The 21,985-nt window shown below is 69.0% G+C and carries 21 protein-coding genes; 14 read left to right on the forward strand and 7 right to left on the reverse strand.

All coding sequences use genetic code 11. The features are described from left to right. Positions 1-675 precede the first annotated feature (675 nt). Positions 676-1,917 (reverse strand): hypothetical protein, encoded by a 1,242-nt coding sequence (locus ACGFR7_RS11495; RefSeq protein ID WP_393316372.1) that lies wholly within the window; start codon positions 1,915-1,917, stop codon positions 676-678. A gap of 119 nt (positions 1,918-2,036) precedes the next feature. On the opposite strand from ACGFR7_RS11495, the gene ACGFR7_RS11500 reads away from it, so the two are divergent. Both ACGFR7_RS11500 and ACGFR7_RS11505 read left to right on the forward strand, forming a co-directional pair. Next, positions 2,037-2,453 (forward strand): hypothetical protein, encoded by a 417-nt coding sequence (locus tag ACGFR7_RS11500; protein WP_393316375.1) that lies wholly within the window; start codon positions 2,037-2,039, stop codon positions 2,451-2,453. Between the two features lie 58 nt (positions 2,454-2,511). Next, positions 2,512-2,814, forward strand: a complete 303-nt coding sequence (locus tag ACGFR7_RS11505) for a hypothetical protein (protein WP_393316542.1) — start codon at positions 2,512-2,514, stop codon at positions 2,812-2,814. Positions 2,815-2,836: 22 nt separating this feature from the next. On the opposite strand, the gene ACGFR7_RS11510 is transcribed toward ACGFR7_RS11505, so the two are convergent. Together ACGFR7_RS11510 and ACGFR7_RS11515 are read right to left on the reverse strand one after the other, a co-directional pair. Then, entirely contained in the window at positions 2,837-3,631 is a 795-nt protein-coding gene (locus ACGFR7_RS11510; protein WP_393316377.1) for a DUF6193 family natural product biosynthesis protein, read from the reverse strand. Between the two features lie 414 nt (positions 3,632-4,045). Further along, on the reverse strand, positions 4,046-4,390 hold the full coding sequence (locus ACGFR7_RS11515; protein ID WP_326619664.1) for a helix-turn-helix domain-containing protein: 345 nt from the start codon (positions 4,388-4,390) through the stop codon (positions 4,046-4,048). A gap of 73 nt (positions 4,391-4,463) precedes the next feature. On the opposite strand from ACGFR7_RS11515, the gene ACGFR7_RS11520 reads away from it, so the two are divergent. Both ACGFR7_RS11520 and ACGFR7_RS11525 read left to right on the forward strand, forming a co-directional pair. Continuing rightward, on the forward strand, positions 4,464-5,786 hold the full coding sequence (locus ACGFR7_RS11520; protein WP_393316380.1) for an MFS transporter: 1,323 nt from the start codon (positions 4,464-4,466) through the stop codon (positions 5,784-5,786). A gap of 34 nt (positions 5,787-5,820) precedes the next feature. Further along, positions 5,821-6,297 carry a hypothetical protein gene (locus tag ACGFR7_RS11525; protein WP_393316383.1) on the forward strand — a complete coding sequence of 159 codons (477 nt, stop codon included), beginning with the start codon at positions 5,821-5,823 and terminating at the stop codon, positions 6,295-6,297. A 235-nt stretch (positions 6,298-6,532) separates the two neighbouring features. Here ACGFR7_RS11525 and ACGFR7_RS11530 read toward each other — a convergent pair whose 3' ends face one another. After that, positions 6,533-7,498, reverse strand: coding sequence for an NADP-dependent oxidoreductase (locus tag ACGFR7_RS11530; protein WP_393316385.1), 966 nt, complete (start codon positions 7,496-7,498; stop codon positions 6,533-6,535). A gap of 144 nt (positions 7,499-7,642) precedes the next feature. Here ACGFR7_RS11530 and ACGFR7_RS11535 point away from each other — a divergent pair, with 144 nt between their 5' ends. The 6 genes from ACGFR7_RS11535 (at position 7,643) to ACGFR7_RS11560 (ending at position 14,973) form a co-directional block, all read left to right on the forward strand. Then, entirely contained in the window at positions 7,643-8,617 is a 975-nt protein-coding gene (locus tag ACGFR7_RS11535; protein ID WP_393316387.1) for a GlxA family transcriptional regulator, read from the forward strand. 165 nt (positions 8,618-8,782) lie between these two features. Continuing rightward, positions 8,783-10,015, forward strand: coding sequence for a MerR family transcriptional regulator (locus tag ACGFR7_RS11540; protein WP_393316390.1), 1,233 nt, complete (start codon positions 8,783-8,785; stop codon positions 10,013-10,015). Positions 10,016-10,091: 76 nt separating this feature from the next. Then, positions 10,092-10,877, forward strand: coding sequence for a hypothetical protein (locus ACGFR7_RS11545; RefSeq protein WP_393316545.1), 786 nt, complete (start codon positions 10,092-10,094; stop codon positions 10,875-10,877). A 49-nt stretch (positions 10,878-10,926) separates the two neighbouring features. Next, complete coding sequence (locus ACGFR7_RS11550) at positions 10,927-12,375, forward strand: serine hydrolase domain-containing protein (RefSeq protein ID WP_393316392.1); 1,449 nt, start codon at positions 10,927-10,929, stop codon at positions 12,373-12,375. Positions 12,376-12,476: 101 nt separating this feature from the next. Beyond that, positions 12,477-13,613 carry a pyridoxal-phosphate-dependent aminotransferase family protein gene (locus ACGFR7_RS11555; protein ID WP_393316548.1) on the forward strand — a complete coding sequence of 379 codons (1,137 nt, stop codon included), beginning with the start codon at positions 12,477-12,479 and terminating at the stop codon, positions 13,611-13,613. Positions 13,614-14,226: 613 nt separating this feature from the next. After that, positions 14,227-14,973: a TetR/AcrR family transcriptional regulator gene (locus ACGFR7_RS11560; protein WP_393316395.1), complete on the forward strand. Its 747-nt coding sequence runs from the start codon at positions 14,227-14,229 to the stop codon at positions 14,971-14,973. A 31-nt stretch (positions 14,974-15,004) separates the two neighbouring features. On the opposite strand, the gene ACGFR7_RS11565 is transcribed toward ACGFR7_RS11560, so the two are convergent. Continuing rightward, positions 15,005-15,457: a GNAT family N-acetyltransferase gene (locus ACGFR7_RS11565; protein ID WP_393316398.1), complete on the reverse strand. Its 453-nt coding sequence runs from the start codon at positions 15,455-15,457 to the stop codon at positions 15,005-15,007. A 131-nt stretch (positions 15,458-15,588) separates the two neighbouring features. Continuing rightward, a complete protein-coding gene (locus ACGFR7_RS11570) occupies positions 15,589-16,119 on the reverse strand; it encodes a MarR family winged helix-turn-helix transcriptional regulator (protein ID WP_393316401.1) in 531 nt (176 codons plus the stop codon). Positions 16,120-16,265: 146 nt separating this feature from the next. Between ACGFR7_RS11570 and ACGFR7_RS11575 the strand changes: the two genes are divergently transcribed. Both ACGFR7_RS11575 and ACGFR7_RS11580 read left to right on the forward strand, forming a co-directional pair. Then, entirely contained in the window at positions 16,266-17,486 is a 1,221-nt protein-coding gene (locus ACGFR7_RS11575) for an MFS transporter (protein ID WP_393316404.1), read from the forward strand. Between the two features lie 114 nt (positions 17,487-17,600). Continuing rightward, positions 17,601-18,065: a heme-binding protein gene (locus ACGFR7_RS11580; RefSeq protein WP_393316407.1), complete on the forward strand. Its 465-nt coding sequence runs from the start codon at positions 17,601-17,603 to the stop codon at positions 18,063-18,065. A gap of 52 nt (positions 18,066-18,117) precedes the next feature. Here ACGFR7_RS11580 and ACGFR7_RS11585 read toward each other — a convergent pair whose 3' ends face one another. Then, positions 18,118-18,684, reverse strand: coding sequence for a DUF2269 domain-containing protein (locus ACGFR7_RS11585; protein WP_393316410.1), 567 nt, complete (start codon positions 18,682-18,684; stop codon positions 18,118-18,120). A 230-nt stretch (positions 18,685-18,914) separates the two neighbouring features. On the opposite strand from ACGFR7_RS11585, the gene ACGFR7_RS11590 reads away from it, so the two are divergent. Further along, the gene (locus ACGFR7_RS11590; protein ID WP_393316413.1) at positions 18,915-19,550 is read left to right on the forward strand and encodes an HAD family hydrolase; all 636 of its coding nucleotides are present in this window, start codon (positions 18,915-18,917) and stop codon (positions 19,548-19,550) included. Between the two features lie 451 nt (positions 19,551-20,001). After that, the gene (locus tag ACGFR7_RS11595) at positions 20,002-21,978 is read left to right on the forward strand and encodes a globin domain-containing protein (RefSeq protein ID WP_393316416.1); all 1,977 of its coding nucleotides are present in this window, start codon (positions 20,002-20,004) and stop codon (positions 21,976-21,978) included. The last annotated feature ends 7 nt before the right edge of the window (positions 21,979-21,985 follow it).

Raw genomic sequence — 21,985 nt, forward strand, 5'->3', positions numbered from 1 at the left:
GTCCTCCACATGCCCCTGAGCATCGACTGTGATGGCAGTCGCCCGGCCCTGCGAAGTGATCAACCAGGCCAGCACCTGCTCCGTGAGAGGTGATCCACCCGGCCCTTCATCCGTCCAGTGTGCCCGCCATCCCCCACCGGGTATCGCGGCGACCACCTGATCGGCCCGCTCCAAGTGGGAGAAGTCCACGTAGTCCGTGACCTGGCGCAGTGCCCCTCGTTGCGGGTCGACCACCAAGGCTGTCCCGGTTGTAGGATCCCATCCCTCCAGCGCACCATGCGACCGATCTCGGTCTCAGTGCCATTGAAGATGGCGGTCCATCCGGTCTGATCGAAGTATCGGAGTTGCATGGCGTCATGATCCCGGAGGTCCGGCGACCTGCTCGACCTCCGTGTCGTGGAAGCCGTGGTTATCAAGAAACCAGCAGGCCGGTGATACTGATGTCAAAGACCCGACGGACTGTGGAAGCGGACCCAGAAACTCCTGTAGGGCTCACGGAGCTTGTGGCCGACCAGCGGGCAGCCGGGCCAGCGTTGCTGCCACAGATCCGTCAGAAGCACCCGCACATCTCCAGTCAGTGGAGCCGCGACTGGCTCCCCAAGCAGGGGAGGCCGCCGAGTAGGCGGGAGAGAGTGCGGTCAGTGGATTGCTGCTTTTCTATGCTGGTGCACACATTCACTCGTTGGGGGATTCCGTTGCCAGCGGGATACCGCACCGCCAGCAGTCGTTCGCGTGGTCGTCCTGGCAGACGTAGCCGATGGCACCATCCACGCACCATTCGGCGGCCTCCTCGGAAAGCAGGTCGGGCCCGGCAAGGAGCAGCCGACGAAATTCCGTGGTATCCGCAATGTCGGCCGGCCGGTTGGTGAACCACTCTTTGAACCAAGGCTTGTCCTGGTATATGCCCCAGTGCGCATTCTCCCGGTCGTCGACAGCCGTAAGGAACCGATCGACGATGCGCCCCCAACTCGGTGCTCCGAACCAGCCGTTGTCGGACGCACAGAAGGATTCGATCAGGGTTCGCAGGCCGAACTCCTTCTCGTGAAGGCAGTACCTTCGCCCCCAGGAGATCGCGACCTGCGCCATCTCCGCGAGTTCTTCTCGCGGATCAACCTCGTGCGCCGGGTCGTCAGGGTTGTGGCAGGCCAGCCCGAGCTCGAGTACGGACTGCCCTGTCGGTAGAACCCGGGACGGGTTGACGATCGCGAGACCGAGACCGATCCAGTCGACATGGTCGAACGACAGCATCGAGCGCACGAGTCGGGTGGTTGCCGTGTTGATCCGCATCATCGTGCCGTCGTGCAGCGGACTCTTCCCGGCATGCCAGTTCTCGACGGGTGTGTTGCGCCACACGGCGAGCGTGATGCGGGTGGCAGCGAGCCACAGCAGGGCGTCGTCGTCGAGGTGCCCGAACCGCTTGGCACACTCCTGGGCGCCGTAGGTGATCAACTCTTCCGGTTTCGGCCACCTGTGGCTGTCGGGCCCTTCAGGCGCGTACTCATAGTCGTCGGCGTACTCGTCAAGGATCGCACTCAACTCGGTTGCGCTGTAAGCCTCGCTGTACTCGGAGCCGTCCGGCCCCTCGACGGTGTACATGTCGTGGTCCCAGGAGACGTACACGTCGCCCCAGAGCACGACGTCATCGCACTCGCTGGCGTTGTCCGTCACAACCGGCCTGATGGTGATCGGGGCAGTACGCCCGTCGGTTCGTTCGCCGTCCTTCTCGGCGGCCCATGCGGTGATGACCCCGAGCGGCTTCGGAAGGAGAGGACCGACCTCGGTGATGCTGAACGGCTCGTCGTCGTCATCGGTGTCGAACCGGCTGTTGACGAACGCGACCGCCTCGGAGGGCGTGCTGACGATGGACTGGCTACCACTCTCGTTGTCAACCACTCGCCACAACGGGCTGTTCTTCACGGTGCTCTCCGATCGCGGTGAGTGCACCCGGGGTGGGTGCGATGCGCCGGGTCGCTCGGCACTGACACCAACTTATGGGCTGATCAACCCATCCGTAGTCCCGAAGGTACTTGTCGGCGATGACGTTCGGTACGTTCGCGTGCAACCTGCTTTTCGCGCCCGCGGCGACACAGCACAGTCCAACAGCGGAGGAGGCGAAGATGGCGCTGAACAAGAAGGGTTCCCGGCGCATAACCGTTGACGGAATCGAGTACCGCTGGCGGATCCGCAGGAAGCCCTCCTACATGCAGGGACTCTGCTGGACACCGATGACCTACGCGGTCGAAGCGGCCGGCGGCAGCCGGCCGGGCACGACCTTGATCGTCACCAGCGGCCAGGCCCATGCCAGCAACTGGGTGGGCGTCGAGACGGAGCCCATTCGCCCAGCACACGTTGCTGTCGGCATTCGAGCGGCACGGGATCAGGGCTGGGATCCCACCCGGGTCGGTTCTCCTTTCCAGCTCGATCGATCTGCAGGATTCATCGCCCAGTCATGAGGCGAAGCGGAGCAGCGCGGTGCACCTGGCCCGTCATCATGGCCTGGTGACCACCTGGATGCGCTGCTACTGGGACGAGGAAGACACCTGGTTCTACTTCGAGGTCGACGCCGAAGGCTGGGTGATCCGGCAGGTCGAACTCGAAGGGCCTGAGCTGACCCCGATCGCAGCTGCCTCCCTCGCCGAGTGGCAGCGGGCCCGCGACGCAGGCCGCCTCGACGAGTACGACAACAGGTTGGGGATCACAGCCGAACAGCCCGTCTCCGAGTGGGAAGGCCACGATCCGGAGCAGCTGACCTCCGACGGGTTCGAGGAGGTCTGGAACTCCGCCCGTCGGCAGATCGCAGCCCGGCCGTCATGAGATCGGACGGGCGGAGGAGGAACTACAAAGACTGTTGATCGTTGACAGTGCCGACGACTGCTGGTCCGCAGTTCGCCGGAAGCCCGCCCACCACCAAAGCGATCGCGTGCTCAGCGGTGTCCGCCTCACCGATCACTCTTCCTCGTGAAGGGCCGCAGACTCGATATCGTCCGTCGCTCAGCGGATCGATGAACGGCACGTCCCATGAGTACGGGAACCCAGTGCAGGTTGTGAAATGAAGCGACCAGTGGCTGGTGAACGGAAGCAGCTGGCGCAGCTGTGGTTCGGCATGCGCAAGCTCGGCAACCTTCAGCGTCCGATGGGCGAGCTCCCGGCGGTCCGAATCTCGGCGCAGGCCTTCAAGGAGCAAGCGCCACTTCACCGCGACCGCCTCGGCCGGACCCTTTTCATGGGCTTCGGCCAGCTCGGTGACCTTGACGAATGGGCTCACCTCGCGGATCTCTTTGAGCCTCAGGCCGTTCCGCCATGCCTCCAGGGCTCGTGCCATCTCGCCCAAGTCCTGAGTCGCGCCCGAGACCAACTGCACCCCCATGGACCAACCGCTGAAGATGAACCACCGCTCCACAGACCCCAGGCTGATCCAGCACGCCTCACGGTCAGCCACCGTGCTCTCGACGCCTGCCGTCCGGAGCGGGTTCGAATCATCCACAAGAACCCTGCCTAGGGAGAGACCGAGCTCAGCAGCCACGGCTTCCAGCGCTCCGGCGAAGCTGCCGGCGGACGCCAGGTCTGGATACAAGGAAGCGTCGGCCGGGAGTGGCTCGTGCCGGGCAGGGGGTGTCGCGTTCGAGGTCACCGAGGCAGTCTCCCTCGTGCTGAGGAATCTGCCACGTCCGTGAGATTGATCAAGCTCGTCACGCTGTGAGACTCAAAGAGAAGCTGCAGGTCAACGCGATGCTCTATGACACGAACCGCGGGATCCTACAGCGTTGTAGGCCCTCAGATTTCGCGGCACAGTCTCAGGTTCGATGGCACATCGGCGGCACTTATGGCGTCTTCGTGAGACTCACTGGTGGGGACTCTCACCTTTCCGGGTGATGGAGCTCCGGCCCGCTCTGCCCGTCGTTGCTCCGCACGGCTTTTGCGGCTGTCGCTCAAGGAGTTGCTGTCCTCCGACCGAGCTGCGATCAGTCCTGACGGACCTGGGCCGTCAGGACTGACGACGAGGGGGGAAAGACCCACCCAACCGCGAGATTGATGCCCGGTGTCGTCACCAACTGGCGGTCACGTCACGTCCTTGTGGGATGGCGATATCGAGGAGCCCGGGGAAGCGGGCGTCGAGATCTTCTCGGCGGAGCCGGTTGAGCCGCCGGGTCCCCTCGTCCCGCTGGCGGATCACGCCTGCCTCCCGAAGAACCTTGAAATGGCCGCTCTGGGTGGACTTGCTGACCGGCAGTGCGAATGTCGTGCACGCCAGTTCACCATCGGGTTCCGCCTCTGCGAGCCGGGCGACGATGGCCAGTCGCACCGGGTCGCTCAGGGCAGCCAGGACGGCGGTGAAACGCAGCTCGGCGCGGTCGGGGTGCACAAGTTTCGTCGCGGTACGGCTGGCCATACCCGCAGCATACTCAATCATGTTCGGCAGTGGCGAACATCTGCTATGTTCGTGAAACTCGAACATGTGGGCTGTGGAGGAATGGATGCCGCTCGATCGCCTTACCGCTGCACCCAGCGGTCGGACACCACGCCGTGACCGCCAGTCCGAGCCTTCGGGCTCGTCCAGCTCAGGCCAGGACACGTGGCCCAGGCCGGGGGGGAAGTGGAGGTTCTGGGGTGCGGCCTACGCGCTGCTGAGCCTGCTGACCGGCACGAACCTGCCAACGCCGTTGTATCGGGGGTACCAGGCGCAGTTCGGATTTTCACCGCTGGTCGTCACGCTGATCTTCGCGGCATATGTCGCCGCTCTTATCCCGTCCCTGCTGATAGCAGGCCCGTTGTCGGATGCGATAGGCCGCCGGAAGGTGCTGCTGCCAGCGGTAGCCCTGGCCGTACTTGGGTCAATGGCTTTTGCCCTCGCTGAGGGCGCGGAGTGGCTGTTCGCGGCACGCCTCCTGCAGGGCCTTGCGCTCGGCGCGGCCTCGGGGCCATTGACCGCTTCGCTGGCAGAACTGGAGCCTGCCGGCAACCGGCGCAAGGCCGCGCTGGTGTCAACCGTGGCTTCCGTGGGTGGCCTGGGTCTGGGCCCTGTGCTCGCCGGCCTACTTGCTCAGTACGCTCCGGCACCGCATGTGCTGCCGTTCGTAGTGGAGATCGTGCTGCTGGTGCCGGCGATGGCAGCGATCACCGCCCTGCCGACAACCCGCCCGGCGGCTCGATGGCGACCCCGCCGACCCGAAGTTCCTGCCACGATGCGGGGAACTTTCGCCACCAGCGGAACGGCCAGTTTCCTCGCCTTTGCCGTCATCGGGCTTTTCCTCACGCTGATCCCCACCTACGTGACCACCCTGTCGGGCAGCAAAAACCTGCTCTTGGGCGGCGCAGCTGTGGCCCTGATGCTGGTCTGCTCCGTGCTCGCCCAACTCGTCGCCTACGGACGGCCAGCCCGGGCCCTGGAGTTGGCCGGACTCCCGCTGCTGGCCACCGGGCTGGTAGTGCTCGCCCTCGCGGGTGGTGTGTCCTCGCTGACGCTGCTACTCATCGCGACGGTGGTCGCCGGCATCGGGCAGGGGCTGGTGTTCCTGGGCGGCCTGACTGCGGTCAGCCAAGCAGCTGCAGCCAATCGTCACGCCGAGGTGCTGTCCAGCTTCTACGTGATCGTCTACCTCGGCGTCGGCCTGCCCGTCATCGGAGTCGGCTTCCTCGCCACCGTTGCCGGTCTTCTTGCCGCGGTCCAGTACTTCGCAGGCGTCGTCGCCCTGCTCTGCGTGACCGTGCTGATCGTCCTTGCCCGAGTACGTCACCGTCACCCGACCACCCCATCACCGGCGCCGTTCGATACCGCTGACGACTGACACCAGGCCACAGCGATTCCTCCCGGAGGCCCCCGTGAACACCACCGAACTCGACAGCGCTTATCGACACCTGCTCACCGCAGCGGGAGCGATCAGCGATGCCGCCCAGTTGGCGGCGGATTCACGATCCGACGTCGACTGGACACTGAGCCACATCGCACTCAGCGACCGCGTACTCGCTGCCGCAGCGCGTGATGTGCTTACCGGCCTGCCCGCCATCGTTGACAACCGCGAGGCCATGGACGAGAACGCGATCAGTTCATTGATCGCCTCGACCACGCACACTCAGCGCGTCAACCTTGTGAGCCGCAACGCGGCAGACCTGGGTGCTGCGATCCGAGCAATTCCCGACCAGGCTGCCGCCATACCTGTGACACTCCGCCTCGTCAGCCGTGATGGGCAACCACTACCCGAACAGCGGTTGCCCTGGGGCACCCTGGTTCGCCTGCGCGCTACCGAACATCTCCCCGGACACACAGAGAGGCTGAGCTTGCTCGCCTCCGCGGAGTAACTCGTCCCATTGGCCGGTGGCTCGTCCCTCTCGCCTCTGAGCAGCCAACCTGGGCAGCGGGGCTGCTGAGTGGCCGTAGGAAATGTCACCCGTCGTGAGAGGGGAACTCTTCCGACACGCCGTGAAACAACGAGAAGAACCGCAGGTCACAGAAGCGTCGCCCGGCAGCGAAGCTGAGAACCTACACGTCCGCGGCACCGCACCGCGCATGACGGACGCCGGCGGATGACCGCCGTCAGGGCGCGACGGACAGGACGATCTTTCCGGTGGTGCGGCCGGTCTCGCCGAGGGCGTGCGCCTTTGCGGCTTCCTCCAGGGGCACGACGGTGTCTACCGTGACCTGCAGCTTTCCGCTGTCCACCAGGTCGGCGACGGCGCGCAGTCCGGTCCGGTCGGGCTCGACGAGCATGAACCCCGCGCGAATCCCTGCCTCGCGCGCCTGAGCGGCCGGGAAGGAGTCGTCCAGCGGCAGGATCGACACCAGCCTGCCGCCGGGGCGCAGGGTGCGCAGCGAGCGGGCGCCGTAGTCGCCGCTGATGGTGTCGAGGACGATGTCGATGTCGCGCACCGTCTCCGCGAAGTCCTGCTGGGTGTAGTCGATGAGTTCATCGGCGCCGAGGCCGCGCAGGAAGTCGTGCTTGGCCTGCCGGGCGGTGCCGATGACATACGCACCGCGGGCCTTGGCGATCTGCACGGCCAGGTGACCCACGCCGCCCGCCGCGGCGTGGATCAGCACCCGCGAGCCGGGCCGGACGTCCGCGGTGTCGACCAGGGCCTGCCAGGCAGTCAGCGATGCCAGCGGAAGGGCGGCGCCCTGGATGTGATCCAGACTCGCCGGGAGGTGGGCGAAGTGGCGCGCCGGGGCGGTGACGTACTCCGCGTAGGCCCCGGCGGGGTGCGGGAAGCGGGGCATACCGAAGACCTTGTCGCCCGGCGCGAACACGGTCACGCCGAGCCCGACCGCCTCGACCACGCCGGAGACATCGAAGCCCAGCGTGAAGGGGGTTTTGGCGCCGCTGAGGAACTCGCCCTGGGTGCGGCTCTTCCAGTCGGTCGGATTGACGCCCGCGGCGTGCACCCGGACCAGGATCTCCGTCGGGCCGGGTACCGGACGGTCGGTGGTGATCACCTTGAGGACGTCGGGGCCACCGGCGGTGTCCTGGCTGACGGCACGCATCTGCGGGGTCCGGGTCTCGGACATGGGGTCTCCTTTTCACGGTGCCTACGGCGGTGCCGGGCATGCGCGCCGCTGGTCGGGCGCGGTTTCCCGGGGGTGCTGCCAGCTTTGCGCGGCGGGCGCGGACCCGGCGGTGTCCAGATGGCCAACGTTTGAAAGAATCGGGTCATGCATCGCGTTGGTGTTCTCGCCCTGGACGGCGTCGTCCCCTTCGAGCTCGGGATCCCCGCGCGGATCTTCGGGGCCGCGCACAGCGCCGCCGGTGAGCCCCTCTACTCCGTGGTCACCTGCAGTCCGGACGGACGCCCGGTGAGCGCCGAGGCCGACTACGACATCACGGTCGCCGAGGACGCCTCCGTGCTCGCGAGCGTGGACACCGTCGTCATCCCGCCGTCCCACGCGCTGGGCTCGATCGCCGAGGACGGCCGGCTGCCCGATGAACTGCGCAAGGTGCTGGAGTACGTACGGCCGGGCACCCGGATGGTGGCGATCTGCACCGGTGCGTTCGTGCTGGCCGCCGCCGGGCTGCTCGATCACCGTCCTGCCACCACGCACTGGCGGGAGGCCGCCCAGCTGCAACGCCTCTTCACGACGGTCCGGGTCGACCCCGATGTGCTCTTCGTCGATGACGGCGATGTCCTCACTTCCGCCGGTGCCGCCGCCGGTGTGGACCTGTGTGTGCACCTCGTGCGCCGTGACCACGGCAGCGCCGTCGCCAACGAAGTGGCCCGTTTGTGTGTGGTGCCGCCCTGGCGGGACGGCGGTCAGGCCCAGTTCATCCGGCTGCCCGTCCCCGGCCCCTCGGCGGGCGGCACCGCGGCCACCCGCGCATGGGCCCTGGAGCGTCTTGGCGAGCCGCTCACGCTGAACGCCCTCGCCTCGCACGCCCGGGTCAGCGTGCGCACCCTCACCCGGCGGTTCCGTGACGAGGTCGGTATGAGCCCAGGCCAGTGGCTCGCCGTCCAGCGCGTCGAACGCGCCCGGCATCTGCTGGAGACCACGGACTGGTCCATCGATCTCGTCGCCCATCACGCGGGCTTCGGCACCGGCACCTCCCTGCGTCAGCATCTGCACGGGGCGGTGGGGGTGTCACCGCAGGCGTATCGGCGGACGTTCCGGAGCGCGGCGGCGCTGACGGCCTGAGGACGCGCCGGGCGGGGTCGGTCGACGGGTGGAGCCGTCCGGCGGACGGGACCGGACGACGGGTGGAGCCGGCCGGCCGACGGGACCGGACGATGGGCGGGGCCCGTCGGGGAGCGGGCCGTGCACCTTGACCTTCAGGTTGGTTGAAGCTCCACCATGGCGTTCATGGACGACACCCAAGAGCTGCTGACCATTGGCGCCTTTGCCCGTCGGGTGGGGCTCGCGCCGAGTGCCCTGCGGTTCTACGACGACTGCGGGGTGCTGCGGCCGGCGAGGGTGGACACCGTCACCGGGTATCGCCGCTACGGGGCGGGGCAGGCGGCGCGCGCGGAGAAGCTGCGGCAGCTGCGTGCGGCGGGGCTGCCGCTGATGGATGTCGTGGTCGTGCTGGACGGACCCGCACAGGCGGCGCGGGATGTCCTGCGGACTCACCTGGAACGGACGCGGCAGACGGCGGACGAGGCCCGGGCTCTGGTGGAGGGGTTCCTGAGGGAGGCAGCCGACACGGGGGAGGACCGCGGGAACCGGGCGCGGGCGTGGGTGGACGGGCCCGAACTTGCCAGTGCGGTACGGCAGGTGGCACCCGCGGCGGCGACCGGGGAGGCCCGGGAGCGCTTTCCGGTGCTGGGGTGTGTGCTGCTCGAACTCGCCGAGGGCGAGGTGCGATGGGTGGCGACGGACCGCTATCGGCTGGCCGTGCGGGTGCTGCGGCCGACCGCGTTCGAGGGCGGGCCGCGGCAGATGGTGATCGGTGCGGACCGGGCGCGGAACCTGGCGGAGTGGGCCGTACGGCAGATGACGATCGAGGTGGAGTGCCCGGGTGACAGGGCGGGAGTCCGGCTGTGGAGCGGGGCGGACTGCCGGGAAGTACCCGAGGGCCTGGGCGAGGGGCCGGCCCATGGCGGGGAGCCGGGCGAGTTTCCGGACTACCGCCTGCTGCTGGAGGGCCTGGAGGCGGTGCGGCACCGGCTGATCGTCGACCGGGTGGGGCTGCGGGACGCGGTGGCCGGGCGGGCAGGGGCGGTGTCGTTGTCGGTCGGGGCGGTGCGCGGGGAGCCGGGTGACGGCGGTGGCACGGCGGATCCGGACACCGCCGGGGACGCGATGTGGTACGAGGCAGGGCAGGTGCTGGAGGTGGCGGGCGGGGACCGTGAGCCCGTCCGGATGCGCACCGTCTGCACGGGGCCGGGACTGCGGATCGCCTTCGATCCATCCGTGCTTGTGCCCGCGCTGGAGGCCGGAGTGGGGCCGGATGTGCTGCTGGAGATCACTTCGGCTGACCGGCCCGTCGTGGTCCGCTCCGCCGACCAGGGAAGTTTCACGACATGGGTGATGCCGGTGCGCAAGTGCACGGCTGCTGATCGCGCCGGTGCCGCTCGCACCGCATCCCGAATCTGAGCGATAAGGCCGAGCAACGGCTGCTGAGCTGCCGATCTGATGAGGGTTGATGAGAGCTGATGGGGGGAGCGAGCCGGTGGATCCGGAACTGCCTGTGGTGCGGCTGTGTGTGGAGGGGATGCGGGCCGAGGCGGAGGGGCGGTCCGAGCGAGCGCTCGGCCTCTTCCAGCAGGCCTGGGACCTCGCTGCTGACGACTACGAGGCGTGCATCGCGGCGCACTATCTCGCCCGGCACCAGAACTCGCCGGAGGCGGTGTTCCGTTGGAACCAGGAGTGCCTGGACCGTGCCGACCGGGTGGGGGACGAGCGGGTGGACGGGTTCTATCCATCGCTGTACGTGAACATGGGGCACGCCTGCCAACGGCTCGGCCGAACCGCCCGTGCGCACGCGTATTTCACGTTGGCCGCGTCGCGGGTGGGGGACGCCCCCGAGGGGCAGTACGGCGACTGGAACCGGTTCGCGATTGCGGAGGGCTTGCGTGCCACGGCGCCCGGTTGCGACGGGGACATCTGCGAGGTGAACGTCTGTGACGTGGACGTCTGTGACGTGGACGTCTGTGACATGGACGTCTGTGACATGGACGTCTGCGAGAGGGAGAGCGAGGCCGGTGGGGATCCGGCGCGGCGGAACCTCGATGGGGAAGTCGACGGGCGGGTGCGGGCCTTGTTGGCGCGATGGTGCGCGCGGGCGGATCTCAAGGCGCTGGGGCTGACGCTCCCGGCGTACCTCGGATACCTCGGGACGGATGAGGACCGCGTGCGGCTGCGGGCCGCCCTGCACAGGGTGCATGCCGCGCGGTGGTTGCCCGAGGACGAGCAGACCGAACTGGGCGCGCTGACCGCGACGGCAGCGCTGCGGTGATGCGGCGAGGATGGGCCCGGCTGAACCGGATCCGCTGTTGAGGAGCGACATGACCATCGGAGAGCCCACGGAGTCCCGCGAGCCCGGGCGGGCCGGTCACCGGCCGGAGGCGGCCGCTGCGCCTGAAGAGTTCGTGGAGTTGCTGCCCCCGACACGGCGGGCATTGCTGCGCCGGCTGGCGGTCGGGCAGACCGAGGGGCGGGCGCCCTCCATGACGGGTGCGGTCGTCCGCGGCGGGCGGACGGTGTGGACGGCCGGCCGGGGCTCGGTGGAGGGAGCGGCACCGCATGCAGATGTGCAGTACCGGATCGGTTCGCTGACCAAGACCTTTGTCGCCGTGCTGGTCATGAGACTGCGGGACGAGGGACTGCTGTGCCTGGAGGACGCCGTCGGCAGGCATCTGGACGGGACTCCGGTGCCGGACGCGACGATCGCTCAACTGCTCACGCACGGTTCGGGACTGACGGCCGAGGCACGAGGGCCGTGGTGGGAACGGACCGCGGGCGCCCTGCGGCCCGAGCCGGCGGACCTCTTCGGTGAGCGGCCGCGGCGGCTCCCCGCCGGACGGCGCCACCATTACTCCAACCCCGGTTACGCACTGCTCGGCGCGCTGGTCGAACGGCTGCGAGGCGGAACCCCGTGGGGCGAGGTGCTGCGGAACGAGGTGTTGGAGCCGCTGGACATGGGGCGCACGACACTGGGGCCGGAGGGTCCGCACGCGAGTGGCTGGGCGGTCCACCCGTGGGCCGACGCCGTGCTGCCGGAGCCGGCCGAGGACACCGGTTTGATGGCCCCCGCGGGGCAGTTGTGGTCCACCGCCGAGGATCTGTGCCGATGGGCGGCCTTTCTGCTCCGGGGCGATGAACGGGTGCTCGGAGCGGCGAGCCTGGCCGAGATGCGGCGGCCTGCCGTACCGCCGGAGGGGAGCGCATGGGACGCGGGGTACGGACTGGGCCTTCAGCTCGTACGGCGCGAAGGACGACTGCTGGCCGGGCACGTCGGTTCGATGCCCGGATTTCTGGCGGCCTTGTGGACCGATACCGAGGAGGACATTGCCGGGGTCGTGCTCGCCAACTGCACCTCGGGACCGGCGGTCGCGGCCCTCGCCGCCGACCTCACCGGGATCGTGAGCGAGCTGGAGCCCCGGATCCCCGAGCCCTGGCGTCCGATGCCCGGGCCACTGGATCCGGGACTGCTGGCGCTGACCGGGCCCTGGTACTGGGGTGCGAACCCGCACGTCCTGCGGCTGCTGGCCGGGGGCGGACTGGAGCTCACACCGCTGTCCGGGACAGGACGGCTCTCACGGTTCCGGGCCGAGGCGGACGGCACATGGACGGGACTGGACGGCTATTACGCGGGCGAGACGCTCCGCGTGGTGCGGGAACAGGACGGGTCGGTGAGCCATCTGGATCTCGCTACCTTCGTGTTCACCCGAGGGCCGTACGAGCCGTCGGAAGCGGTGCCGGGAGGGGTGGATCCGCTGGGCTGGAGGGTGTGAGGCCTGTACGGCGGGGGGCCGGGGCGCGGACGTACAGTCGAACCAGATGTCAGGAGCCGCGCCGAGTCGGCTCGCTACCGCTGGAAGGCCCTGTGACTGCCGTGTCTGACCCGACCGCGAACGCCACCGCCCCGGATCTGCTCGACCTGCCGCCGCTTACCGCGGCTCACTTCGCGCGGATCGAGGACAAGGTCGCCGCCCTGATGCACACCCGCTGCGATGTGGTGGCGATGCAGGGCGAGGCACTGCTGCCCTTGGAGGCCTGTATCCGCTCGGCAGCGCGGCCCGGCAGCACCGCGCTCAACATCGTCACCGGACCGTATGGTGAGACGTTCGGCGGCTGGCTGCGCTCCTGCGGAGCCGAGGTGGTGACCGTCACCGCGCCGTTCACGGGTGCGGTCGACCCCCGGCAGGTGGCGGATGTGTTGCAGGAGCACCCCGGGATCGACTTCGTGAGCCTGGTGCACGCGGAGGCAGCCACCGGCAACACCAACCCTGTCGCGGAGATCGGCCGGGTGGTGCGGGAGCACGGCGCGCTGCTGATGCTGGACGCGGTGGCGTCGGTGGGTGCCGAGCCGCTGCTCACCGACGAATGGGGCGTGGACCTGTGCGTGATCGGCGGGCAGAAGGCGATGGCCGGGCCTGCCGGGGTGTCGGCGGTCTCGGTCAGTGCCCGTGCGTGGGAGCGGATTGCCGCCAACGAGCAGGCTCCGCGGCGCTCGTACCTCTCGCTGCTGGACTGGAAGGAGCGCTGGATCGACGGTGGACGCACGGCGCTGCCGCATGCGCCGGCGCAACTGGAGATGCTCGCGCTGGAACAGGCCACGGACCGCCTGCACGCCGAGGGCCTGGACGCCGTCATCACCCGGCACCGGGCGGCGGCCGCGGCGACCAGGGCCGGTGTGCGGGCGCTGGGCGGTCTCGCTCCCTACGTCGTACGCGACGAGGACGCGGCGCCGGCCGCCACGACGCTTCGTGCGCCTGAGGGAGTGGACGCCCGGGAGATCGTGACCGCCGCGCTCGCGGTGGATGCAGCGGTACCGGTGCAGGCAGCGGCGGGTGCGCTGGCCAAGGAGATGATCCGGGTGAACCACTATGGCCGCGCCGCTGACCGGGCGGTGGTCATGGCTTCGCTGGCGGCACTGGCGGGCGGACTGCGTGCGCTGGGTGCGTCCGTGGATGCCGAGGGTGCGGCGCAGGCGGCCGACGCCGCGTGGGACGCGGTGGCTGCACGCTGAGGCGCGCCTGTGCCCAGCGGTAGGACGTAGGACCAGTGCTCGTGGTGGGGTCGTGTTTCACGTGAAACACGACCCCACACGTGCGTCTGGAAGCGGCGTCGTTTCACGTGAAACACCCGGACCCGCGGGGGAGCTCCCCGAAGGCTCCATTTTCTCCAACTCCCTTTCCTCATAGGTAATTTGAGCGCTGCCGCCAGGGAAAGCCGGAAAGGCGTCGCTCTCGATGGAGGCGGCGTCGGCGGCATCGCGGCCGGCGGCCATCTCGCCTGTCGCCTGTCAGGAGTAGCCCGGTGGCGCGCCCGGGGGCCCGGGGGCAGGCTGGACGCGCAAGGCGCCTCAAGGCGCCTCAAGAAAGCCTTGAGGCGGCGTAGGCGCCGGCAGGGCCGCCCCTGCTTGTCTTGCGGGCCCCAGTCCAGCGTGGCCGGTCCTGTCGGCGGCCCGGCTGTCCGCGCGGACGTCGGCTTCGGGTCCGCTTCTTCGGCTTCTTCGGCCGCCGCGCCGCTGAGGCCCTGAACGATCTTGCTGGAAGCCTCTCATAGAATCGGAACGAGCGACCCGTTTGAAGTGGCGGTGTGCGCGCACCGGGTGTCGACGATTCTCAGGAGGTCCGGCGGTGATCCAGGGCGGTGTCACGCGCCCCCGTGCGGATGCGCGGCGCAACAGGGCGCTGGTGCTCCAGGCGGCTCGATTCGCGTTCGAGGAACAGGGGTTGGGGGTGCCGCTCGGGGAGATCGCGCGCCGTGCGGGCGTCGGCGCGGGGACCGTATATCGCCATTTCCCTTCCAAGGAAGCCCTGTTCAGGGCGACGATCGTGGAGCGGATCGAGCTTTTCACCGACACTGCAAGGGACTTGGCCGAGGCGCCGGACCCTGGCGCGGTGTTCTTTCGCTTCCTTTCCTCCGTGGTGCGGCTCGCCTCACGGAACAAGGCGTTGTGTGACGCGCTGGAAGCTGCCGGGGCGGGCCGTTTCGAACCGTCACCGGGGGTCGGTCAGGACTTCGACGATGCGCTGGAGGTCCTGCTCGGGAGAGCCCAAGAGGCAGCCGCCGTACGGCGGGACGTCGGCATAGCGGATCTCAGGGCCCTGCTGGTGGGCTGCCTTTCCATGGAGCGGGCCCGGGTGGCAACCGGCGCGGAGTCGGGGGAGCAGGGCCGGATGACGGCATTGATGTGCGATGCGCTGCGGCCGCCGCGCACTGTAACGAAACTCGCGATGGAGTCCGTGAAACGTAACAAAGCACAGTGTGAGGTGTGCGGCGCGGTGATCGCCGCGGCGCGCACGGGCCGGCCCGCGCGCTACTGCGGTGGCGCCTGTCGGCAGAAGGCGCACCGGACACGGGGACGCACACCGCAGACGTGACCGTGAGGCGGCGCATCGGCAGCCGCGCTGCTCAGAGCTGGAGCTTGAAGCCCAGGTGGGAGGCGTCGAAGCCGAGGCGCTCATAGAAGCGGTGGGCGTCGATGCGGGTCGCGTCCGAGGTGAGCTGGACCATCTGACAGCCGAGCGTGCGGGATTCCGCGACCGCCCACTCGATGAGCTGGGTGCCGAGGCCGCTGCCGCGCTCGTCGCTGTGGACCCGTACCCCCTCGATGATCGCGCGGGTGGCGCCGCGCCGGGACAGGCCAGGAATGACCGTGAGCTGAAGCGTGCCGACCGTTCGCCCCTCGCGGACCGCGACGACCTGGTGCTGCCGCGGGTCGGCGGTGAGTGCCTCGAACGCGGCGCGGTAGGGAGCCAGGTCGTCCGGCGATTCGCGGGTGGCGCCCAAGGGGTCGTCGGCGAGCATCGCGATGATGGCGGGCAGGTCGGCCTCGGTCGCGCGGCGTATCTCGATATCGCTCATAGGCGTGACCTTATGCCGTGCGATCGGGCGTCAGGCAGGTAGCCGTGCCCCGTCCAGCAGCCGTGTCCCGTCCAGCAGCCCTGTCCCGCCCAGCGGTCGGCCCAGTCGGCCCGTTCCCCGGGGTGTCGGCGTCACTCCGGCGGTGCGAGCGTTTCGACGGCGGTGACCAGCGGCGCCAACTCGGGGCGCTGTGCGGCGTCCTGGAGGGCTTCCCGCAATGCGCCGTCGTGGGTGGGCCGGGCCTCTACCAGGAGTGAGAGGCCGTCGGGTGTCACATTGGTGTAGATGCCGCGCCGGTCGTCGGGGCACAGGTAGCGCGAGAGCAGTCCCCGCTCCTCGAGTCGCGTGACCAGGCGGGTCGTGGCGCTCTGACTGAGGACGACGGAGTCCGCGACCTGGTGCATCCGCAGATGGCCGCCGGGACCGTCGTGCTGCTCGCTGAGCACATTGAGGACCGAGAACTCACGGACGCTGAGGCCGTGCGCCTGCAGGGCGCGTTCGATGTGGGACTCGATGCGGCCGTGCAGCGCGGAGAGCGCGCACCAGCCCTGCGCCAGTCCAGGGGCCGACGCCGGCGGGCAGCCCGGATCGGCCGGTGCTGCCGACTGCGGTGCCTCCACCGTCTCCCGCTGCTCCTGTATCTCCCGCGTCCGCTGCGTCATCGACGACCTCCTCAAGGGTGCGCCTCATGGGCACGCCACACCAGGATAGGGCACCGGCGCAATATACGGCGCTTGCAATTAACCCGCGTCTGCAATTATTGTCTACGCTCGTAAGGGACGCACGCAATCATCTGAAGGGATCCGTCATGCCTCTCGCACTCCTGGCTCTCGCCATCGGTGCCTTTGGGATCGGAACGACCGAGTTCGCGGTCATGGGCCTGCTGCCCGACATGGCGGCAGGTTTTGGTGTCTCCATCCCCCTCGCCGGATACGCGACCACGGTCTATGCCCTCGGCGTGGTCATCGGAGCGCCGCTGATGACCGCCGTCGGCACGCGTTTCACCCGCAAGCAGATGCTGATGCTGCTGATGGGCCTGTTCATCGTGGGCAACCTGCTCACGGCCATCGCACCCAACTTCGGGATCATGCTCGCCGGGCGGCTCGTGGCCGCGTTCACGCACGGCGCGTTCTTCGGCATCGGCGCGCTCGTCGCCGCCGACCTCGTCGCGCCCGAGAAGCGCGCCACCGCCATCTCGCTGATGTTCAGCGGCCTGACCATCGCCAACGTCGTGGGCGTACCGGCCGGCACCATGCTCAGCCAGCAGTTCGACTGGCGCACCACCTTCTACGCGATCACCGCGCTCGGTGTGCTCGGCCTGCTGGGCATCGCCAAGCTGGTCCCGGCGCAGCAGGCGAAGGCCGCCTCTCCTCTGGGCAGCGAACTCGCGGTGTTCCGCAACCCGCAGGTCGGTCTCGCGATGCTGATGACGATCCTGGGCTTCGGCGGTGTCTTCGCGGCCGTCACCTACCTCGCTTCGATGATGACCGAGGTCACCGGCTTCGCGCCGTCCTCCGTGATCTGGCTGACGGCAGTCTTCGGCCTCGGCATGGTCGGCGGGAACCTGGTCTCCGGTCGCTTCACCGACCGCGCCATGATGCCGATGCTGTTCGTGTCGATGACCGGCCTGGCGCTGTCGCTGGCCGCGTTCAACTTCACCGCGCACCACAAGGCCGCCGCCATCGTCACCATCGCGCTGATCGGCATCTTCGGCTTCGCCACCGTTCCGCCACTGCAGAAGCGGGTGATGGACCAGGCGGCCTCGGCCCCCACCCTTGCCTCGGCCGGCAATATCGCGGCCTTCAACTTCGGTAACGCGCTGGCCGCCTGGCTCGGCGGAATCGTCATCTCGGCCGGCCTCGGCTACACCGCGCCCAACTGGGTCGGTGCGCTGATGACCGTCGCGGCGCTGGGTGTGGCGATATTCGCCACCGCGCTGGAGCGGCGTCAGACAGGCCGTGGCCGCGTGGTGGCCGCCGGCGGATCCGACGCGACCGCCCACGAGCCCGTAGCGGCGGCGCACGGCTGAGAATCCCGCCGCACCACACTTCGAATCACCGGCGCTACGAGCATCACCGACAACGAGCACCCACCGGCGCGACACGCACCCTCAGCACCGCCCTGCACCCAAGGAAGAGTCCTCATGAGCACCACCATCCCTGTTACGCCCACCACTCCAGTTACGCCCACCCCCACCGTCCGTCCGCTCACCACGCGCGATGCCGAGGGCCTCATCGACGCCGCCGTTCGTGCCGCCGAGGGCATCGGGGTGCGGGGGAGCGTCACCGTTCTGGATGCGGGCGGTCATCTGCTCGGCTTCCGGCGGGACGACGCGGCCGTGCTGATCTCGGGGGAGACCAGCACCCGCAAGGCGTACACGGCCCTTCAGTTGGACGCCCCGACCGCTGACCTGGTCGAGCTCGTACGGCCCGACGGGCTCTTCCACACCCTGCCCACGGCATTGGACCGGCCGCTGCTCTTCCTCGCCGGCGGTGTGCCGCTCCACCGGGACGGCCGGCTGATCGGCGCGCTCGGCTTCGGCGGCGGTGCCCCCGAACAGGACCACCGGATCGTCACCGAGGCGATCGCGGAGGCCGACCTCGCCTGACGACGCTCCTCCGCGGCCGGGGCGTGTCTTCCCGGTCTCCGCGGGCCTGCCGTCAAAGGTCCTGGCCGACGCCCGCACCCTGGATGCCGTTCTTTCGCGCCCGGCCGGCGCGGGCCTGGGCCGACTGCGCGTCGCGCAGTCGGCTGCCGCGCTGGGTGAGCCCCCAGGGCTTGAGGACGGAGATCGCGGTGATGAACAGATAGGTGGCCGTGGCGACCGCAGGCGCGACGACGAGGTTGATGTCCGGGTACGGGGTGCCCGCGGCGGCCTCGGCCGCGAGGTGGTTGATACCGGGCCGGAGCGAGAACACCGACAGCAGCACGGTGATGAGCGTCAGCCAGAACTTGACGTAGACCCACCGGTGCCTGGCCAGCCCCCAGGCGGTGCGCAGCGACAGCACCAGCCCGCTGACCAGCGAAACCAGCGCGACGGGGAGGACCAGCCAGTCACCGAAGATCTTCATGGCCCGGTAGGCGACGGCGGCCATGTCGGGGGAGCCGGTCGTGTAGCCGGTGACGCTGAGCGCGAGCAGCCCGAGGGTCAGACCGAGCCAGCTGACGGAGACGGCGACGTGAAGGACGAGGAGGGCCCGGCGCGCGGGTCGGCTGAGCTGCTGCATGGCTGCCACGGTGGCCCCGTGTGCCCCGCGGTACATCTGCCGTCGGGAGTATCCGCACGTACGCGGGCTTGAGTACGTCCCGACCTGCGGTGCCGGACACGGGCGCGCCCCCGGGGCCCCGATCGTACGGGTCCGGTCCTCCCCCGGGGCCCGCCGGCCGTGCGGACCCGGACGCATCTCTCCTCGCTCCCGGTCTCGCCCGCCGCCCTCGCGCCTCCTAGGCTCCAGGCATGGGCAAGCTGCATCTGTTCGACATGGACGGGACTCTGCTCCATGGGTCCGCGGCCGCCGTTGAGATCTCCCGGCAGCTCGGGCTGGACCAGGAGATCGCCGAGCTGGAACGCGGATTTGCCGCGGGTGAACTGACTCCCCCGCAGTTCGCGCAGCGGGCATGTGACCTCTGGGCTGCCGAGTTGACCGAACTCACGGTGGCCGCGGCCTTTGACGGCTCACCCTGGCTGATCGGAATCCGGGAAGTCTGGGCGGATATCCGGGCCCGCGGCGAGCGCTGTGCGGTGATTTCACTCTCGCCGGGTTTCTTCGTCGAACGGCTGCTGGCCTGGGGCGCCGACGCGGCACACGGTTCCCGCTGGCCGGCGTTGCCGATCCGCGAGGCGGTGGAGCCGTCCGGCATCCTCTCGTCGGCGGCGAAGGTACGGATCGCCGATGAACTCTGTGTGCAGTACGGGCTGACCCGTGCCGACTGCGTGGCATACGGCGACTCCATGTCGGACACCGAACTGTTCGCCGCAGTTCCGCAGTCCGTGGCCGTGAATGCGGATCACCATGTCAGTGGGCTGGCCTCATATGCGTACGCGGGCGGTGATCTGCGGGAGGCATACGAACTGGTGCTTACTGGCCGGTAATTCCGAGCCCCTCCGACGGATTCGTCCACTGTGTGCGCGGAAAATGCCGTCTGTGGGGAGGATCACTGTTATCGGAAGGGCCGCGTGGAGTGTTCCAAGATCAAGGCTTGTGGTTTCAACTGCTGCCGGTATGGTCGAGTCCGACTTGGCGGAGGCAGGGATTCCGGTGGTGCGCGAAGGGCGAGCTCAAAGCTCGTCAGCCTAGCGGCGAAGCGGCCCTCGACACCCGGACTTCCGACTATTTGTCCGATGTGGTGAGCAGGGATGGCATGCTGCTGACGTGGCATCTGCTCCGCATTGTCGCAAGGGAGTGAGATATGTCTGCTTTGGAGGGTGTTGCCGGAGTCGCTTGAGTCGATGAAGAATTCCGGGGCAGGGCGGGGGAATTCCGCGCAGTTCCGTTCCACGGAAGTGCGAAGACAACCGAAAGACGTTCGAGGCGAGGCAGACCATGGACGCTCCGACCACCACGTCGGCCGATAGTGGCTCTTCCGGCGGGAGCGGTGGCGATTGGGGTTGGTTCACTCCACCGGCGAAGAAGTCCTCCGGAGAAGAGCAGGAACGGCAAAACAGCCAGGACCGGCAGCAGAACCAGGACGCCCCGGCAGAACCGGGCGACCGGAGTGAACACCACGACCACGGCGACCGCAGAGACCACCATGAGTGGAATGCGAGAGATGAACGGAACGACCGGGAACAGATACCCAGCCGACCGGTCAATCCGATCCGGCCGGTAGGCACTGCCGCCACGCGCGAACGGGAGACGGAGCCGTCGCAGGCACCGCCGCCGCGACACGAAGCGGGCAGGCCGTCCGCGGCAGCCGGCTACCCCGAGCAGCCCTTCCCGGCCGGCTACCCCGAGCAGCCCTTCGCGGCCGCCTATCCCGAGCAGTCCACCGCAGCCGCAGGGAACACCACAGCTTCAGGAAGCACTGCGGCTCCAGGAAACCGCGCAGTTCCAGGAAACACCGCGCCGGCCCCCGTCCCGCCACGCCGCGAGGACGAGCCCGCCCGGCGTGGTGAGCCGCCCATGGGCCGCCAGTCGGTTTGGGAGCGCGAATCCGCCCGGGGCCGGGAACCCGAGCCCGTACACGAAACGGCGCGCGCCACGAGAGCGCCCGCGGGAGGCACCCCCACCGGCGGCGCACCCGCCGCGGCACCGGCCGCCCAGAACGAGGCCCCCGCCGCCGCTCCCCCTGCCTTCACCCCCAAGGCGCGTCCCGCGGCCCCTGCCCCGGCGCCCACTCTCGACGCCCTGCAGGCCTCGGCCTCGTCCGCCACGCACGGATCACCGGACGCGCTGCTCATCCGTCGCACCATGGCGGAAATCGAGCCCGTGGCCGACAAGGTCACCTCGTACTTCTACGCGCTGCTCTTCGTCCAGTACCCCGATCTGCGGGCGCTGTTCCCCGCGTCGATGGACACTCAGCGCGACCGGCTCTTCAAGGCGCTGCTCACCGCCGCCCAGCATGTCGACGACGCCGAGACTCTCACCGCCTACCTTGCGAACCTCGGTCGCGGTCACCGCAAGTACGGCACCCAGCCCGACCACTACCCGGCCGTCGGCGAATGCCTGCTCAACGCGCTCGCACGCTATGCGACGTCCAGCTGGGGTCCCGAGACGCAGGCCGCGTGGGTACGGGCCTACACCGCGATCTCGCAGATCATGATCGATGCGGCGGCCGAGAACGAGGCCGTGGCGCCCGCCTGGTGGCAGGCCGAGGTCGTCTCGCATGAGCTGCGGACGCCCGATATCGCAGTCGTACTCGTCCGTCCGGACCAGCCCTACCCGTTCCTCGCGGGGCAGTACGCGAGCGTGGAAACCCCCTGGTGGCCACGGGTCTGGCGGCACTACTCCTTCGCTTCCGCACCGCGTTCCGACGGCCTGCTCTCCTTCCACGTCAAGGCGGTCCCGGCCGGTTGGGTCTCCAACGCCATGGTCCACCGCGCCCGCCCCGGCGATGTCATCCGGCTCGGTGCTCCCGGCGGATCGATGACCGTCGACCACAGCAAGCGCAGCGGTCTGCTGTGCGTCGGCGGCGGCACCGGCATCGCCCCCATCAAGGCGCTGGTCGAGGACGTCGCGGAACACGGTGTCCGGCGCCCCGTCGAGGTCTTCTACGGTGCCCGCAGCGACCACGACCTCTACGACCTCGACACCATGCTGCAGCTGGAACAGACCCATCAGTGGCTCTCCGTACGCCCGGTCGTCGCCACCGGACCCGCGGCCCGCGGCGGAACGAGCAGCGAGAGGGGCCAACTGCCCGACGCGGTCCGGCAATACGGTCCTTTCCGGGAATACGACGCTTATCTCTCCGGGCCGCCAGGGTTGATTCGCAGCGGTGTGGACGCTTTGGTGGGGGTCGGTATCCCGACCGAGCGCATACGGCACGACTCCGTGGAAGAGCTGGTCCCGGCGGGAGATTGAGGTCTTG

It is taken from the genome of Streptomyces sp. NPDC048516 (assembly GCF_043199875.1).
GTDB lineage: Bacteria > Actinomycetota > Actinomycetes > Streptomycetales > Streptomycetaceae > Streptomyces.

Coding starts and splice junctions, on each gene's coding strand:
- ACGFR7_RS11540 (WP_393316390.1), top strand. CDS start 8,783: ATGGACGACACCCAAGAGCTGCTGACCATTGGCGCCTTTGCCCGTCGG.
- ACGFR7_RS11575 (WP_393316404.1), top strand. CDS start 16,266: ATGCCTCTCGCACTCCTGGCTCTCGCCATCGGTGCCTTTGGGATCGGA.
- ACGFR7_RS11535 (WP_393316387.1), top strand. CDS start 7,643: ATGCATCGCGTTGGTGTTCTCGCCCTGGACGGCGTCGTCCCCTTCGAG.
- ACGFR7_RS11550 (WP_393316392.1), top strand. CDS start 10,927: ATGACCATCGGAGAGCCCACGGAGTCCCGCGAGCCCGGGCGGGCCGGT.
- ACGFR7_RS11595 (WP_393316416.1), top strand. CDS start 20,002: ATGGACGCTCCGACCACCACGTCGGCCGATAGTGGCTCTTCCGGCGGG.
- ACGFR7_RS11500 (WP_393316375.1), top strand. CDS start 2,037: ATGACGTTCGGTACGTTCGCGTGCAACCTGCTTTTCGCGCCCGCGGCG.
- ACGFR7_RS11505 (WP_393316542.1), top strand. CDS start 2,512: ATGCGCTGCTACTGGGACGAGGAAGACACCTGGTTCTACTTCGAGGTC.
- ACGFR7_RS11530 (WP_393316385.1), bottom strand. CDS start 7,498: ATGTCCGAGACCCGGACCCCGCAGATGCGTGCCGTCAGCCAGGACACC.
- ACGFR7_RS11515 (WP_326619664.1), bottom strand. CDS start 4,390: ATGGCCAGCCGTACCGCGACGAAACTTGTGCACCCCGACCGCGCCGAG.
- ACGFR7_RS11580 (WP_393316407.1), top strand. CDS start 17,601: ATGAGCACCACCATCCCTGTTACGCCCACCACTCCAGTTACGCCCACC.
- ACGFR7_RS11570 (WP_393316401.1), bottom strand. CDS start 16,119: ATGACGCAGCGGACGCGGGAGATACAGGAGCAGCGGGAGACGGTGGAG.
- ACGFR7_RS11565 (WP_393316398.1), bottom strand. CDS start 15,457: ATGAGCGATATCGAGATACGCCGCGCGACCGAGGCCGACCTGCCCGCC.
- ACGFR7_RS11585 (WP_393316410.1), bottom strand. CDS start 18,684: ATGCAGCAGCTCAGCCGACCCGCGCGCCGGGCCCTCCTCGTCCTTCAC.
- ACGFR7_RS11590 (WP_393316413.1), top strand. CDS start 18,915: ATGGGCAAGCTGCATCTGTTCGACATGGACGGGACTCTGCTCCATGGG.